This window comes from Croceicoccus esteveae (genome assembly GCF_031846435.1).
GTDB classification, from domain to species: domain Bacteria; phylum Pseudomonadota; class Alphaproteobacteria; order Sphingomonadales; family Sphingomonadaceae; genus Croceicoccus; species Croceicoccus esteveae.
This window is the reverse complement of record NZ_JAVRHS010000003.1, coordinates 86,853-100,468: the sequence shown is the minus strand read 5'-3', so window position 1 is coordinate 100,468 and position 13,616 is coordinate 86,853. Positions and strand designations below refer to the sequence as shown.

The 13,616-nt window shown below is 63.0% G+C and carries 14 protein-coding genes; 8 read left to right on the top strand and 6 right to left on the bottom strand.

The window, feature by feature from the left end; translation table 11 throughout:
• Positions 1–53: 53 nt before the first annotated feature.
• Both cpaB and RM533_RS05785 read right to left on the bottom strand, forming a co-directional pair.
• Positions 54–1,073 carry a Flp pilus assembly protein CpaB gene (gene cpaB, locus RM533_RS05790; RefSeq protein WP_311340265.1) on the bottom strand — a complete coding sequence of 340 codons (1,020 nt, stop codon included), beginning with the start codon at positions 1,071–1,073 and terminating at the stop codon, positions 54–56.
• Positions 1,074–1,160: 87 nt separating this feature from the next.
• Positions 1,161–1,673, bottom strand: coding sequence for an A24 family peptidase (locus RM533_RS05785; RefSeq protein WP_311340264.1), 513 nt, complete (start codon positions 1,671–1,673; stop codon positions 1,161–1,163).
• Positions 1,674–1,823: 150 nt separating this feature from the next.
• On the opposite strand from RM533_RS05785, the gene RM533_RS05780 reads away from it, so the two are divergent.
• Positions 1,824–2,921 carry an NAD(P)/FAD-dependent oxidoreductase gene (locus tag RM533_RS05780; RefSeq protein WP_311340263.1) on the top strand — a complete coding sequence of 366 codons (1,098 nt, stop codon included), beginning with the start codon at positions 1,824–1,826 and terminating at the stop codon, positions 2,919–2,921.
• A 9-nt stretch (positions 2,922–2,930) separates the two neighbouring features.
• On the opposite strand, the gene rnhA is transcribed toward RM533_RS05780, so the two are convergent.
• The 3 genes from rnhA to ispH are packed head-to-tail and all read right to left on the bottom strand — an operon-like array spanning position 2,931 to position 5,389.
• Positions 2,931–3,374 carry a ribonuclease HI gene (gene rnhA / locus RM533_RS05775; RefSeq protein ID WP_311340262.1) on the bottom strand — a complete coding sequence of 148 codons (444 nt, stop codon included), beginning with the start codon at positions 3,372–3,374 and terminating at the stop codon, positions 2,931–2,933.
• On the bottom strand, positions 3,371–4,339 hold the full coding sequence (gene thrB / locus RM533_RS05770) for a homoserine kinase (protein ID WP_311340261.1): 969 nt from the start codon (positions 4,337–4,339) through the stop codon (positions 3,371–3,373). Before thrB ends, rnhA begins: the two co-directional genes overlap by 4 nt.
• A 6-nt stretch (positions 4,340–4,345) precedes the next feature.
• On the bottom strand, positions 4,346–5,389 hold the full coding sequence (ispH, locus tag RM533_RS05765; protein WP_311340260.1) for a 4-hydroxy-3-methylbut-2-enyl diphosphate reductase: 1,044 nt from the start codon (positions 5,387–5,389) through the stop codon (positions 4,346–4,348).
• A gap of 258 nt (positions 5,390–5,647) precedes the next feature.
• Here ispH and RM533_RS05760 point away from each other — a divergent pair, with 258 nt between their 5' ends.
• From RM533_RS05760 to tatC, 7 genes are all read left to right on the top strand, one after another.
• Positions 5,648–6,271 (top strand): hypothetical protein, encoded by a 624-nt coding sequence (locus tag RM533_RS05760; RefSeq protein WP_311340415.1) that lies wholly within the window; start codon positions 5,648–5,650, stop codon positions 6,269–6,271.
• 86 nt (positions 6,272–6,357) lie between these two features.
• Positions 6,358–8,106, top strand: coding sequence for an arginine--tRNA ligase (gene argS / locus RM533_RS05755; protein WP_311340259.1), 1,749 nt, complete (start codon positions 6,358–6,360; stop codon positions 8,104–8,106).
• A 1-nt stretch (position 8,107) separates the two neighbouring features.
• Positions 8,108–8,812 (top strand): SPOR domain-containing protein, encoded by a 705-nt coding sequence (locus RM533_RS05750; RefSeq protein ID WP_311340258.1) that lies wholly within the window; start codon positions 8,108–8,110, stop codon positions 8,810–8,812.
• Positions 8,813–8,867: 55 nt separating this feature from the next.
• Positions 8,868–9,896, top strand: a complete 1,029-nt coding sequence (gene nagZ / locus RM533_RS05745) for a beta-N-acetylhexosaminidase (protein WP_311340257.1) — start codon at positions 8,868–8,870, stop codon at positions 9,894–9,896.
• 151 nt (positions 9,897–10,047) lie between these two features.
• Complete coding sequence (gene tatA / locus RM533_RS05740; RefSeq protein ID WP_311340256.1) at positions 10,048–10,356, top strand: twin-arginine translocase TatA/TatE family subunit; 309 nt, start codon at positions 10,048–10,050, stop codon at positions 10,354–10,356.
• Between the two features lie 12 nt (positions 10,357–10,368).
• Positions 10,369–10,845, top strand: coding sequence for a Sec-independent protein translocase protein TatB (gene tatB, locus RM533_RS05735; RefSeq protein ID WP_311340255.1), 477 nt, complete (start codon positions 10,369–10,371; stop codon positions 10,843–10,845).
• 3 nt (positions 10,846–10,848) lie between these two features.
• Positions 10,849–11,643, top strand: coding sequence for a twin-arginine translocase subunit TatC (tatC, locus tag RM533_RS05730; protein WP_311340254.1), 795 nt, complete (start codon positions 10,849–10,851; stop codon positions 11,641–11,643).
• 27 nt (positions 11,644–11,670) lie between these two features.
• On the opposite strand, the gene RM533_RS05725 is transcribed toward tatC, so the two are convergent.
• Entirely contained in the window at positions 11,671–13,383 is a 1,713-nt protein-coding gene (locus RM533_RS05725; RefSeq protein WP_311340253.1) for an amidohydrolase, read from the bottom strand.
• Positions 13,384–13,616 lie beyond the last annotated feature (233 nt).

Here is a 13,616-nt window from a genome sequence, read left to right as displayed (position 1 = left end):
AGGTTTCCTCATGATCCATGATCAGGGCTTTCAGGAGCGGGGGTCTGCACGGTTCAGCGGCCAACCGGAACGAGTTGCGTCTCGTTGCCCCTGCTCACCCTGATGCCCGGCCCCGCGGGTGCAGGTGAGGGCATTGCCGGGCTGTTTGCGTATGAAGGTGGTGGTGCGGCAGTGACAGAACTGCGAGGAAGCGTCTGTGGCGGCATCGTGCGTCGTTGAAAGCGTGAAATGTCGCCTCCGGTCTGCACGCTGGATCGAACGGACTGTGGTCTTGACATGACCGACTGCAAGATAGTCGCTTGTTCCTGCGGTGTTGCGTCAGCGGGAATGGCCGTGCCGGCGGACGCGATTGCCTGCTCCAGATCATCCTGGGTATCGGCAAGAGCACGCAAAGATAGGCTGATCGTGCCGATTGCCTGTGCAACGGCTACGATTTCGGCAATGCGCGGAGTTACTTCCAGTGTTACCGTGCTGAATTCCGAAACCTGAGTCTGACCACCTTCGGCGCTGCTTCTGGTCGTTTGATCGGTGGCAAGAACGCGCAGATTGCGCAACAATGTTTCGGCCGCGCGCAGTGGCTGCCCTTCCACTCCGGCAACCTCTTGCGTGAGCACCAGATCGACCCGGTCGCCGGGAAATACAAAACCCGCGACGCCGGTGGTGTCCGAGACAGGCACTGTCACCGCGCGCATTCCAGGGCCAAGGGCCGCGGCAAGGAAGCCGCGATCACCCGGCATCACCAGAGCGCCTCGTGTCACAGGTTGCCCGGCAGTAATCGGAAAGCGGACGACCGTACCAATGAGGTTTTTCATGTCCGACCCGGCTTCGAGGTAATAGGCGTCCTTCACCATTTCACGCGGCCAGGAGGTGAACCGCACGGCATCGGCGGTGATGATAGTGCCGGTCGGCAACGCGCGCTGCGCCACCAGCACACGTTCGCCGACAGGTTCACCTGCAATTGTTGCGGCAGGGGGCGGTGCGGCGCTGGCGGTGAAGAGGCTGCGCGCCAGGAGTGCGGCCAAAACCGCAACCACCAGCGCAGCAAGCAGCAGCACAAGCTTTTTCCTGTCCATGACCCTTCATCTTCCTGCCATGCAGCCCGGGTGATTCCCGGCTGCCAGTTCGCATCTCAAACTGCGGTGAAATTGGTTAACAAACGATCAAGACAGTCCGCTGACAGACGCAGATTGCACCAGAGTGGACGGAATTTGCATCATCAGGATCAGCAGGATCGCGGCTGCGACCGGGACGGCGTAAGGCACCTGCAGCTTGCCAATCGTGGCACCGGCGCGGCGTTGTCGCCGACGGCGCCAGAAGAGTGCAAGGGTCAGCACGCCGTTGATGACGCTTGCAATGACCAGCAGCGCGACAAACCAGCGCGGCTCAAGACACAGAGCAATTGCGGTCAGGAGCTTGACGTCACCGCCGCCCACCTGTCCACACCGAAACAACAGCGCTCCGCCAAGGAAAGTCGCAGCTGCCATTGCCATCTGCCCTGCAATGTCGGGCCAGAGCTGCAGGCCGCCGGTCCACCAGAAGAGCGGCGCCAGTGCCGCAATGCCAAGGCAGAGCACATTGCTGATCCGCCGGTGCCGCAGATCCGTGACAGCTGCGTAAAGCGTGCCGATTGCCAAGGCGGCGACCAACCCGTAGGTAATATTGCCGTTGATCATGTCAGGCTCCGCTCCGGTGTATTTGCAGGCAAGAAACAGGGGCAAACCCCTAAAGCACCATGCTTACCAAACCGTAACGAGGGGCCGGCAGCAGCATCGCTGCGCATATTTGTCGGGCGCGTGGCGTCAGACAGGCACGAAGAAGCCAGCATGAGCAATCGCTTCGACGTTGCCATCGTGGGTGCGGGCATGGCAGGTGCCAGTCTTGCAGCAGCAGTTGGCCGCCGGGCGCGTGTCCTGCTGGTCGAAGCAGAGGATCAGCCAGGCTACCACGCAACCGGCCGATCGGCTGCCTTCTGGACGCCGAGCTATGGCGGACCGGGCGTCGTGCCGCTGACCCTGGCATCGCATGCGGCCCTGGAGCGAGGCGGGTTCTTGAGGCCACGCGGTGCCCTGACGCTTGCGCGCGAGGCCGATCGCCCCCTGGTCGAAGGGTTTGTCGCCACTTTCGCCAAATTGGGGATTGCCGTTGAACTGGTCGGGCGCACACGCATGGTGGCGCTGGTACCACAGCTGCGCGATGACTGGACTGTAGCTGCCTGGGAGCCGGAGTGCTGCGACATTGATGTGGCGGCGTTGCACGGCGAATATCTCAAGCAGGCAAGATTATCTGGCGTGCAGTTGCGCAGTCGGGCGCGGCTGCATTCGGCAGAGCGGACAGGCGGCAAATGGTCGCTGGTGCTCGCTTCCGGTGACCCGGTGGAGGCCGGCCTGCTTGTCAATGCCGCCGGCGCATGGGCCGACGACATCGCCCGCTTGGCTGGCGCGCGGCCGCTGCGCATTCAGGCAATGCGGCGCACCATGGCACAGCTCGTTGTCGCGCCGCCGCCGCCTGCTGACCTACCGCTCGTGTTGGACATCAATGAAAAGTTCTATTTCAAGCCGGAGAATGGGCGGGTCTGGCTGTCTCCACATGACGAAACCCTCTCTTTGCCGTGCGATGCTGCGCCCGAGGAGCTTGATATTGCTACTGCGGTGGAGCGCCTGGAGCAGGTGGTCGGCTGGAAGGTGGGGCGAGTCGAGCGCCGCTGGGCAGGTCTGCGCAGTTTTGCGCCCGACCGGCTGCCTGTGTACGGGTTTGACGCCAAGGTGCCGGGTTTTTTCTGGTTCGCCGGACAGGGTGGTTTCGGGATCCAGACGGCGCCGGCGGCTGCGGCTCTGGGCGCCGGTCTGCTGCTGACAGAGGCGGTGCAGGGTCCGGCCTGCGACATAGACCCCGCCCGATACGCACCAGACCGGTTCGACTAATCGTGCAGGTCACACCTGTGCAGCCACGCTGCTGGCCGCATTGCTTGCCAGCGTGTCAGCGCGTTCGTTTTCCGGATGACCGGAATGTCCTTTGATCCAGCACCATTCGACCTTGTGAGGGCGCGCTGCCGCCAGCAGTTCGCGCCAGAGATCCTCGTTCAGAACCGGCTTGTTGGCCGCTGTCTTCCAGCCTTTTCTCTGCCAGCCGAACACCCATTTGGTGATCCCGTCGATCATGTATTTGCTGTCTGTGTGCAGGGTAACGCGGCAAGGGCGGTTCAACGCTTCCAAAGCGCGGATCGCTGCCGTGAGCTCCATCCGGTTGTTGGTCGTGGCAGGTTCTGCTCCCGACAGCTCCTTTTCCTGCGCACCCCTGCGCAGGATCGCGCCCCAGCCGCCAGGGCCAGGGTTGCCCTTGCAGGCCCCGTCGGTAAATATCTCGACCTCGTTCATGGGGCGAACACCGCAGCACCGCTCCTGGCGTAGAACTCCAGCCGGTTGAAGAACTCGACCGGGTTTTTGCGGGTGACAAGCGCATCGGGCGGCGTATTGAGCCAGTCATAGGCTCGGGTCAGGGCAAACCGTAGCGAAGCGGCTTGCGCGAGAACCGGCAAGGCCGCGCGCTCTGATGCGGCAAGCGGGCGCACGGTTTCATATCCGTTTAACAAGGCATCACCAAGCGCGGCATCAAAGGCCCGGCCCTGGCTATCGAAACTCCATGCAGCGTGCGTAACCGCAAGATCGTAGGCCATCGGACCGTTGCACGCGAAATAGAAGTCGATCAGTCCGGACACCCGCCCGTCCAGCAGCAAGACATTGTCCGGAAACAGATCAGCGTGAATGACAGAGGACGGCAGGTCTGCAGGCCATTGCGCCGCGATGCGTGCAAGGTGATCGGGTATTGCTGACAATCTGGCGTCGATTTCCTGCCATCGACCGGCGCAGCTTGTGGCAAAACGCAGCCATGCCGCCGGACCCATCGCGTCTGTCCGGCGCATGGCAAAGGCGAGCGCGGAGAGATGGACACCGGCAAGCGCGCTGCCGACTGCATGGGCCTGCGCTGCCGTTGGCCGATCGGCCGACACGCCGGGAAGGAACTCGATCAGGGCAACGGCCTTGTCCCTGCCCTTGCAGGACAGGGTCTGGAACGCGGCTCCGGTGCGATCGTGGATGGTGGCAGGAACAGGGCAGCCGGCGGCGGCAAGATGGTCGAGCAGACCAAGAAAGAACGGCAGGTCCGCAACATCTGTCCGTTCTTCATACATGGTCAGGATAAAGCGGCCGCGTTGCGTTTCCACCAGCCAGTTGCTGTTCGATACCCCTTCGGCAATGCCCTTGGCTGATACGAGCGCGCCGACATCGAAACTGTCGATCAGTGCTGCCATCTCTTCTGCACCGATCCTGGTATAGACTGCCACCGGGCGTCAGTCCGCCAATTGGCGCGGCAGTTTGAAGACGATGCGTTCTTCTGCGGTGGTGATCACCTCTTCCTCGACCGTGCGCAGGGAGTTCAGCCGGTCCACCACCTCGCGCACCAGGACTTCAGGCGCGGATGCTCCTGCCGTCAGGCCGATCGTGCCAACCCCGTGGAGCCAGGCTGGCTCTATGTCGCTGCCGCGCTGGATCAGCCGCGCATCGGTGCCGATTCGCTCCGCCACCTCGACCAGCCGCACCGAATTGGATGAATTTGCAGCCCCGATGACAAGCAGCAGATCGACCTGGGGTGCGATCGCCTTCACCGCCTCCTGACGGTTGGAAGTGGCGTAGCAGATGTCCTCTGCCTTGGGCCCGACGATCTGCGGAAAGCGTGCTTTCAAGGCCTGCACGATCATGCCGGTATCATCGACGGACAAGGTCGTCTGGGTAAGGAACGCAAGCGCATCTTCGTCGCCAAAAGAAAGCTTTTCCACGTCGTCTACTGTTTCCACCAGCGTCATCTGACCCGCTGCGACCTGACCGAAGGTTCCGATTACCTCGGGATGGCCGCGATGACCGATGAAGATGATGTGCCGTCCGGCCTCCACCTGCCGTTCCGCCTGCCGGTGCACCTTGCTGACCAGCGGGCAGGTCGCGTCAAGAAAATCAAGCCCGCGATCCCGCGCCTCTGCGGGAACAGCCTTGGGCACACCGTGGGCGGAAAACACGACCGGCACGCCATCGGGCACCTCGTCAAGCTCTTCCACGAACACCGCGCCTTTCGCCCGCAGCGAATCGACAACAAAGCGGTTGTGCACGATTTCGTGCCGCACATAGACTGGCGCGCCGTATCTAGCGATGGCACGCTCCACGATTTCGATCGCGCGGTCGACCCCGGCGCAGAAACCCCGCGGTGCGGCAATCAGCAGCTTGAGCGGCAGGCGCGTGACACCAGCCGGCCCCGCATCGCCGCTGCCGCTGTCGGGCGTGGTCAGGATATGGCCTTCGTCCGGCGTCGGACGGGTTTGCAATGGTGTGTCGGTTGGCGTCATCGCTGACGCATAGCTGGTCCATTCGCCACACGCAAAGGATTGGCGTTTATTGCAGAGAGGCGCATTGTACCGGCTCCAATTGCTCTTGCGCCATGGTCAAGCTAAGGCGGGCAATCGCGCCGGCATCCACGCAAGCTGGCATGGTAATGGCCCGCAAATTCGCCTGTGAGGGATTTGGTACCGATGATGAACATGAACCGGAATCCTGACCATCGCGGCACGCGCGCCTGGCGCCGCAGGTGTCTGGGTGCCGCGACCATGCTGACCGCCATTGCTGTGCTGGCCGGATGCAGCAGCGAGGGCGAGCTGGTGCTGAATGAAGGCGTCGGCGTAAATGCGGTGCGATCGCGCTGCCCGGCAGTCGGCATTGCCGAACCGACCGGCGACATCACCTTGTTCCGCGATTCGGCAAACCCGACGCAGGCTTCCCTCGACGTCACTGCAACCATGACCAACGTTCGCAGCAGCTGCGATGACAGCGGCGCCAGGATCTACGCCGAAGTGGCCTTTGATATCCACGCGCGCCGTAGCGACGCTGCGGGCGCCCGCACTGTCACATTGCCCTATTTCGTGACGGTGGTGCGCGGCGGCAATGCCGTTTTGACCAAGCGCATCGGACAAGCGACCGTAAGCTTTGCCGATGGCGAGGAGCGGGCGCAGGCAAGCGCGCGTGCTGGCGCTTTTGTCGATGCAAGCGCGGCGACCCTGCCGGCAGAGGTGCGGGACCGCATCACGCGCAAGCGCAAGGCGGGTGACGCAGATGCCGCGCTCGACCCGCTTGCCGACCCGGAGGTAAAGGCCGCTATCGCGCGTGCAACCTTTGAAATGCTGGTCGGTTTTCAGCTCGACCGGCAGCAATTGGTCTATAACGCCACGCGCTGAGCACAGGAAAGGGGCACACGCGCTAACGTTGCCCGGGCCGGTTCTCATGCTTCCCTGTCGGCGCTAAAGCCGCTAACGGCGCGCAGATGAACCAGACCAAGACCATTCATGCCGCCATGTCGGACGCCGTCAATGCCGTGCTGGACAGGCTGGAAGAACGTGGCGTGCTGCCAGCAGGCCTGTCGCGCGCCAATGTCGCGGTGGAACCGCCGCGCGACATTGCACATGGCGACCTTGCGACCAATGCCGCCATGGTGCTGGCCAAGCCGGCAAAAACCAGCCCGCGCACGCTTGCCGACGCGATCATTGCCGAGCTTGCGGCGCACCCGCTGGTGGAGGATGCGCAGCTTGCCGGCCCGGGATTCATAAATTTGCGGCTGATCAGTAACGCCTGGCGCGACGAACTTGCCGCCATTGCCGCACTTGGCAATGATTATGGTCGCTCCGCTATCGGTGCGGGCAAGACGGTGAACATCGAATATGTCTCCGCCAATCCGACCGGCCCCATGCATATGGGCCATTGCCGCGGTGCGGTTGTGGGCGATGCGCTGGCGGCCCTGCTGGAATATGCCGGCCATGCGGTCATCCGCGAATATTATGTGAACGACGCCGGCGGACAGGTGGACGTCCTCGCGCGCTCTGTGCACCACCGCTATCGTGAGGCGCTGGGCGAGCCGGTTGGTCCGGTGCCTGAGGGGCTTTACCCAGGCGAATATCTTGCACCGGTCGCCACCGCACTGGCGCAGGAGTTCGGCGACCGCTATCAAAGTGCACCCCAAACAGAATGGCTGGCGCTGTTTCGCGTGCGGGCAGTCGCGGCCATGCTCAACATGATCCGGGCAGATCTTGCCCTGCTCGGCATCCATCATGACCTGTTCTCGTCCGAAGCGCAGTTGCAGGCAGCGGGCAAGCCCGAAGCGGCCGAGGCGTTTCTGCGTGAAAAGGGGCTCGTCTATGACGGCGTGCTCGAAGCGCCCAAAGGCAAGACGATAGATGACTGGGAGCCTGTCGAGCTGCCGCTGTTCCGCTCCACCAGCTTTGGCGACGATCAGGACCGGCCGATCCGCAAATCGGATGGCAGCTGGACCTATTTCGGTGCCGATCTGGCCTATCATTTCCAGAAGTCCGAAGGCGTCGATGCGCTGATCGATATCTGGGGCGCGGATCATGCCGGCACGGTCAAGCGGATCAGGGCTGCGGTCGCCGCGCTGACGCAGGCACGCGACGGCGAGCCGATGCCGTTCGATGTGAAGCTGGTGCAGATGGTGCAGCTCTTGCGCGATGGCGAGCCTGTAAAGATGTCCAAGCGGTCGGGCAATTTCGTCACGCTTGCCGATGTGGTGTCGGAAGTGGGCCGGGACGTGGTGCGTTTCACTATGCTGACGCGCAAGCCCGAAGCGCAGATGGATTTCGACTTTGCCAAGGTGGTCGAGGCTTCACGCGACAATCCGGTGTTCTACGTGCAATATGCGCATGCCCGCATCTGTTCCACCCTGCGCAAGGGCGCAGAAGCAGGCATCACGCCCTCTGCCGACCATCTGGCCTTGTTGGGTGAGGAGGAGCTTGCCCTGGTGCGGCAGGCGGCGCAGTTCCCCCGCACCGTGGAGGCTGCGGCACGAAACAGGGAACCGCACCGCATCGCCTTCTTCCTGAACGATCTGGCTGCCGCGTTCCACGCCTTCTGGAACCTTGGCAATGAGCGGATCGACAAGCGGTTCATCCTTGCCGATGATGTGGCTGTGTCCGGCGCGCGGCTGTTCCTGGCCCAATGCATCGCGCAGGTGATTCGCAACGGAATGGGCATTCTTGGCGTGGAGGCAGCAGAGGAGCTTTAACATGGCAGCGGCGGACAGAAGCGAGCGCACGGGGCACGCCACGCCGCCGGTGCGCCATGCCGCTGACAGCGGCGACCTTTCCTGGCTGGACGATGAGGAGGAGTTTGACGATCCTGCACCGCGCACGTTCCTGTCCGCGCGCATGGTCATGCTGCTTGCTGCGGCTCTGACCTTGCTCGTCATCGGCGGCTGGTGGGTGCAGGCGCAATTGTCCACGCCGCCCGCAGCCGACGGATCGACCATTCCGGCGCCGGCAGAACCTTACAAGGTGCGGCCGAAAGATCCCGGCGGCATCACGTTCGACGGGTCGGGTGACGCGGCTTATCTCATCGGAGAGGGTGTTGAGCAGCGCGCGGTGCTTGCCGACGTCGGACCGCCCGGTGATTCAGCCTTGCCAACGGCTGCTGCTGCGGGAGCTGCCGTTGCGTCGGCCGTGCAAGCCGAGCCGGACGTTGGAGCGGGGGCTGCCTCCGGCGCAGTCGTGCAGGTTGGAGCATTCGCAACAGAGCCGGCGGCGCAGGCAGGCTGGCAGTCGCTGATCCGCCGATACGAACCGCTGGCGAATCATGATCACCGGGTCGTGGAAGGGCGTGCCGACATCGGCAATGTCTACCGGCTACAAGCCGTTACCGGTTCTGCAGGAGCCGCGTCTGCCTTGTGTAACGACATGCGAAAGCATGGCGTGGAATGCCAGGTGAAGCGATGACAGGCAAGGTTCCGGTCCTGCAACGGGCAAGGGTTGTGACGGGAAGGCGCCGGACATGACCCCATGCGTGTTCGGTCTTGCCGGTCTTTCGCTGAGCGCTGATGAGCGGGCGTTTTTCCGCGATGCCGATCCGGCCGGCTATATCCTGTTTGCCCGCAACTGCGAAACCGTGGCGCAGGTGCGGGCATTGACGGACGACCTGCGTTCGCTGCACGGCCGCGATGCGCTGTTCATCACCATCGACCAGGAAGGCGGCCGGGTCGCACGGATGAAGCCGCCGGCGTGGCCGGCCTATCCGCCTGGCGCAGCGTTCGACCGGTTGTACGATGTAGCACCGATTACCGCGATGGAGGCAGCGCGGGTCAACGCGCTGGCTATCGGGCTGGATCTGGCAGAAGCCGGCATCTCGTCGGGCGCATTGCCCCTGCTCGACGTGGCGACCGGTGACATGCACGATGTCATTGGTGACCGGGCTCTGGGCCACGATCCGGATCGCGTCGCCTCACTTGGTCGAGCCGTGCTCGACGGCCTGCTGGAGGCAGGCGTGCAGGGCATTGTCAAGCACATGCCGGGGCACGGCCGGGCCACCGCGGACAGCCATCATCGGCTGCCCGTCGTGACCGCCGATACAGATGCTCTTGAAATCGATCTTGCGCCATTTCGCGCCTTGAACGATGCCGCCATCGCGATGACCGCGCATATCGTCTATCCTGCGTGGGATAGAGAGCGGCCCGCTACGCAGTCACCCACGATCATCGCGGAGATTATCAGGAAAGCGATCGGCTTCGATGGCCTGCTGCTGTCAGACGACATCGACATGCAGGCGCTGACAGGATCTGTACCCGAACGCGCATGGGCAGCGATCACGGCGGGATGCGATCTGGTGCTCAACTGCTGGGCAAGGCAGGACGACATGATCGCGATTGCCGCTGCCTTGCCGGCAATGACACCGCTTGCAGTTGAACGGCTGGACCGTGCCATGCAGCCAGTCGATGTCGCAGGAGCGTTCCAGGGTGCAGAGCTGCGGCGCGAAGCTATTGCCAAACGCGATGCCCTGCTGCGGGCAGGCGGAATAGCGCCGTAGCGCATCTAACCAGAGCAACGGCACGCGCATGAAAGTCGGAGTCTGCCACAGGAGCCACTAAGAAAGGCAGGTCGCGGTTGCCGACACCGTCACTGGATTGTTCTGTTGAAACTCCCTAGAATGCAATCATACCGACCGAGGAGAAACGCCTGTGAACATAGGTCCATGGCAATTGCTGATCGTTGCGCTCGTGGTGCTTGTCCTGTTTGGGCGGGGCCGCATTTCCGAGATGATGGGCGATTTTGGCAAAGGCATCAGGAGCTTCAAGCAAGGCATGAACGAGGACGAGCGCAAGGATGCGCCACGCATCGCACAGCAGCATGGAGAAGCTGCGGCAGCGCCGGTTCCGCCTGTCACACCTGCTGCTACTGACGGGGCAGAGCCGCTGACTGCTCCAGAGACGCCGCTTGCCCGACCGGCAACGGCAGAGCAGATGCGCCGCAAAGATCACGCAGGCTAAGCACGCGATCCGATGTTCGATATCGGCGCGTCCGAACTGCTGGTGATCGTGGTGGTTGCGGTTGTCGTGATCGGCCCGAAGGACCTGCCTCTCGCCATGCGTACGGCTGGTCGCTGGATCGGCAAGCTGCGCCGGGTGTCGGGGCATTTTCGCGCAGGCGTCGATGCCATGGTCCGCGAGGCGGAAATGGAGGACATGGAAGCGGAGTGGAAGCGGCGCAATGCCGAAATCATGGCGCGTGGCTCTGGTGCTGAGCCCGGCGCAGTCGGTGCCGCCGCGCAGGGAGGCGCCGGCTCTCTGAATTTGTCAGAAGGGCACGATGACGCTGAGCCTGCTGTGCAGATGGAGCCGCGCAATCCTCCTGCGCGGCTCGATGATCGCGTCCACAAGCCCGGAGATACAGCCGAAGATAGCGCAAGCCTGCCGGCACCAGCCATTTCGGCAGGCCCGGATGAGCCGCACGGTGCCAGCCGGGTCAACGGGCGCTGATCCTTGGTTTATCGCATCCCAGATATCGACGACACCGAGCAGCCGTTGCTCGATCATCTGATCGAACTGCGCCGGCGGTTGGTCCGTTGCGTTCTTGCGCTGGCAGTGGCTTTTGCTGTTTGCCTGCCGTTTGCCGATGATATCTTCGGCTTTCTGGTGCGCCCGTTGACAATGGCGTTTCCGCAGGGCGAAGGGCGGCTGATCTATACAAAGCTTTATGAAGCGTTTTTCGTTGAACTCAAGGTGACCTTGTTCGCCGCGTTCTGCCTTTCCTTTCCGATTATCGCCAACCAGCTTTGGGCGTTTGTCGCGCCGGGGCTCTACGCGCGGGAAAAAAAGGCCTTCCTGCCGTTCCTGTTTGCAACGCCGATGCTGTTTCTTGCCGGCGCCTCGCTGGCGTATTTCGTCGTGATGCCAACCGCATTCAGATGGTTCCTGGGGTTTTCCGGCACGGCCGGGGGTCTCCCGCTCGAGGCATTGCCGGGAACAGGCGATTATCTCGATCTGGTCATGCAGTTCATCCTCGCATTCGGAGTGAGTTTCCTGCTGCCGGTGCTCCTGCTGCTGCTGAACCGGGCCGGCTTTGTCAGCCGCGCGCAATTGGTGCGGGCACGGCGGTATGTAATCGTCGGCATTGTTGCCATTGCGGCGGTCATCACACCGCCTGATCCCGGGTCGCAGATGATCCTTGCCGTGCCGCTGCTGCTGCTGTTCGAGGGGTCATTGATACTGATGCTGTTTGGAGAGAAGAAACGCGCCAGGCGTGCTGCACTCCAAGCAGAGGAGAAACCGGTCTGATCCTACGCCGGGGTTTGGCGCCCGCTGCTAACGCGTGCCAGTCTGCTGCTTATTCCCGGTCTGCTGCTTATCGGCAGCATAAACCCGTCTGCCGGCGATCCAGGTTTCCAGCACCTCTATCGCCCGCAGATTGGCAGGTGTGGTATCGAACGGGTTTGCAGACAGCAGTATGAAATCGGCCCATTCCCCTTCCCGGAGTGATCCGAAGCGGCCTTCAGCCTGCTGCGCCCAGGCAGCGCCGCTGGTATAGGCTGCGAGCGCGGTTGACAGGACGATCCGCTGTTCAGCAAGCCAGCCACCGGCCGGTTGTCCCGTGGCGTCCATCCGCGAGATCGCCGCTGCCAATCCTGCAAACACGTCAGGCTGCTCCACCGGGGCATCGGACCCGAACGCGAGCGGCACGCCTGCATCTTCCATTGCGGCCCACGCATAGGCGCCGGTGAGCCGGTCAGGGCCAAGCCGCGCCTGCGCCATCTGCCAATCCGACGTCTGATGCTGCGGCTGCATCGAGGCGACGGTTCCCAATTGTGCAAACCGGGCAATATCACCGGGATCGACAATCTGCGCATGTTCGATACGCCAGCGCCGATCGCCCGTGTAAGTTTCGTTCAGTTCGGCAATCGCATCCAGCACTTCTGAATTGGCTGCATCACCGATTGCATGGACCGCCACCTGGAACCCCTCCAACGCCGCCCTGCTCATCAGGTTGCGCATCTGCGTCCCTGACAGCAACGGCAGGCCGGTTTGTGTGGCAGCGTCGGCATAGGGCTGCTTGAGCCAAGCCCCGCGGGAGCCGAGCGCACCATCCATGTACAGCTTGACACCGGCAAGGCGCAGCCTGTCGCCGTATAGCCACGGCGTCGGGCCCGGGCCGGCGATTGCTTCCATGTCGACAGTTCCCGCAGCGTAGCCGACGATGCGGAGTTGCAGGCGGCCAAGATCTCCCGCGCGGCGGTAGCTTTGCCACCCGTTCAGCGTGGTGCCCATGTCGGCCACTGCAGTGATGCCGCGGGCGAGCAGGATCTGCTGTGCTTTTTCAAGCGCAAGATCCCTGTCCTTGGCGCGCACAGGCGGCAATGCTGCATCGATCAACGCCATGGCATTGTCGACCAGCACGCCGGCAGGCTGCCGCGATGTGCCGATCCGCTCGATGCGCCCACCAGCCGGATCGGCAGTGGTCACATCTATCCCGGCGGCAACAAGCGCTGCGCTGTTTGCCCAGCCAGCATGCCCGTCCACCCGTTGCAGCCAGACCGGCCGGTCGGTGACCAGATCGTCAAGTTGCGCTGCGGTAGGAAATTGTCCAAGTCCCCATGCTTCCTGGTTCCAGCCGCGGCCGATGATCCACGCCCGCTCCGGGTTCTGCTCTGCGTATAGTGCGATCCGCTGCCGTGCTTCTGCAAGGCTGCGGGTATCCGACAGGTCCAGCGTCAAGGCGGCAAAGCCAATGTCGCTGACGTGCAGATGCGCATCGACGAAGCCGGGCAGCAGCGTGCGTCCCCCACCATCGAGGCGGTAATCCACGTCGCGCGGCAGTTTTTGCCCCTGGTCGTAAATCTGTCTGACCCGACCATCATCGTCGACGAGCATGGCGGCAAATCGCGTGACCGTTCCGTCCCTGTCGAAACGCATGCCGTCCACATTGTCGACCAGCGTGTCTGCCGCAGCATTCTGCCCGGTCAGCGCCAGCATCATCGCAAGGGAAAGGAGCAGCGGACGACGGGATCGCAAAAACATCATGCGGGCTCCTTTAGCCACAGTTTGCATGACACGCCACACGCGATGGTGCATGGGCGCCAGAACAATCGACCGATCGGGCGGCCCGCGCCTGCTTTCAACCCCTGTGCATCGCGGGGTGCATTGCAGGCGAGACGAGCGGAACGCCGACAGGTGCCATCAATGACGCCCGGAAAGGCAATATGGAAAACGCAAGCACTCCTGCGCAAAACGATCCGCAAATCCGCGCGCCCAAC

What these genes read in the sequence shown, in the direction of transcription:
- nagZ (WP_311340257.1), top strand. Translation starts at nt 8,868, where the DNA reads ATGACCCCATGCGTGTTCGGTCTTGCCGGTCTTTCGCTGAGCGCTGAT.
- cpaB (WP_311340265.1), bottom strand. Translation starts at nt 1,073, where the DNA reads ATGGACAGGAAAAAGCTTGTGCTGCTGCTTGCTGCGCTGGTGGTTGCG.
- RM533_RS05760 (WP_311340415.1), top strand. Translation starts at nt 5,648, where the DNA reads ATGCTGACCGCCATTGCTGTGCTGGCCGGATGCAGCAGCGAGGGCGAG.
- RM533_RS05725 (WP_311340253.1), bottom strand. Translation starts at nt 13,383, where the DNA reads ATGATGTTTTTGCGATCCCGTCGTCCGCTGCTCCTTTCCCTTGCGATG.
- tatB (WP_311340255.1), top strand. Translation starts at nt 10,369, where the DNA reads ATGTTCGATATCGGCGCGTCCGAACTGCTGGTGATCGTGGTGGTTGCG.
- RM533_RS05750 (WP_311340258.1), top strand. Translation starts at nt 8,108, where the DNA reads ATGGCAGCGGCGGACAGAAGCGAGCGCACGGGGCACGCCACGCCGCCG.
- rnhA (WP_311340262.1), bottom strand. Translation starts at nt 3,374, where the DNA reads ATGAACGAGGTCGAGATATTTACCGACGGGGCCTGCAAGGGCAACCCT.
- ispH (WP_311340260.1), bottom strand. Translation starts at nt 5,389, where the DNA reads ATGACGCCAACCGACACACCATTGCAAACCCGTCCGACGCCGGACGAA.
- RM533_RS05785 (WP_311340264.1), bottom strand. Translation starts at nt 1,673, where the DNA reads ATGATCAACGGCAATATTACCTACGGGTTGGTCGCCGCCTTGGCAATC.
- argS (WP_311340259.1), top strand. Translation starts at nt 6,358, where the DNA reads ATGAACCAGACCAAGACCATTCATGCCGCCATGTCGGACGCCGTCAAT.
- RM533_RS05780 (WP_311340263.1), top strand. Translation starts at nt 1,824, where the DNA reads ATGAGCAATCGCTTCGACGTTGCCATCGTGGGTGCGGGCATGGCAGGT.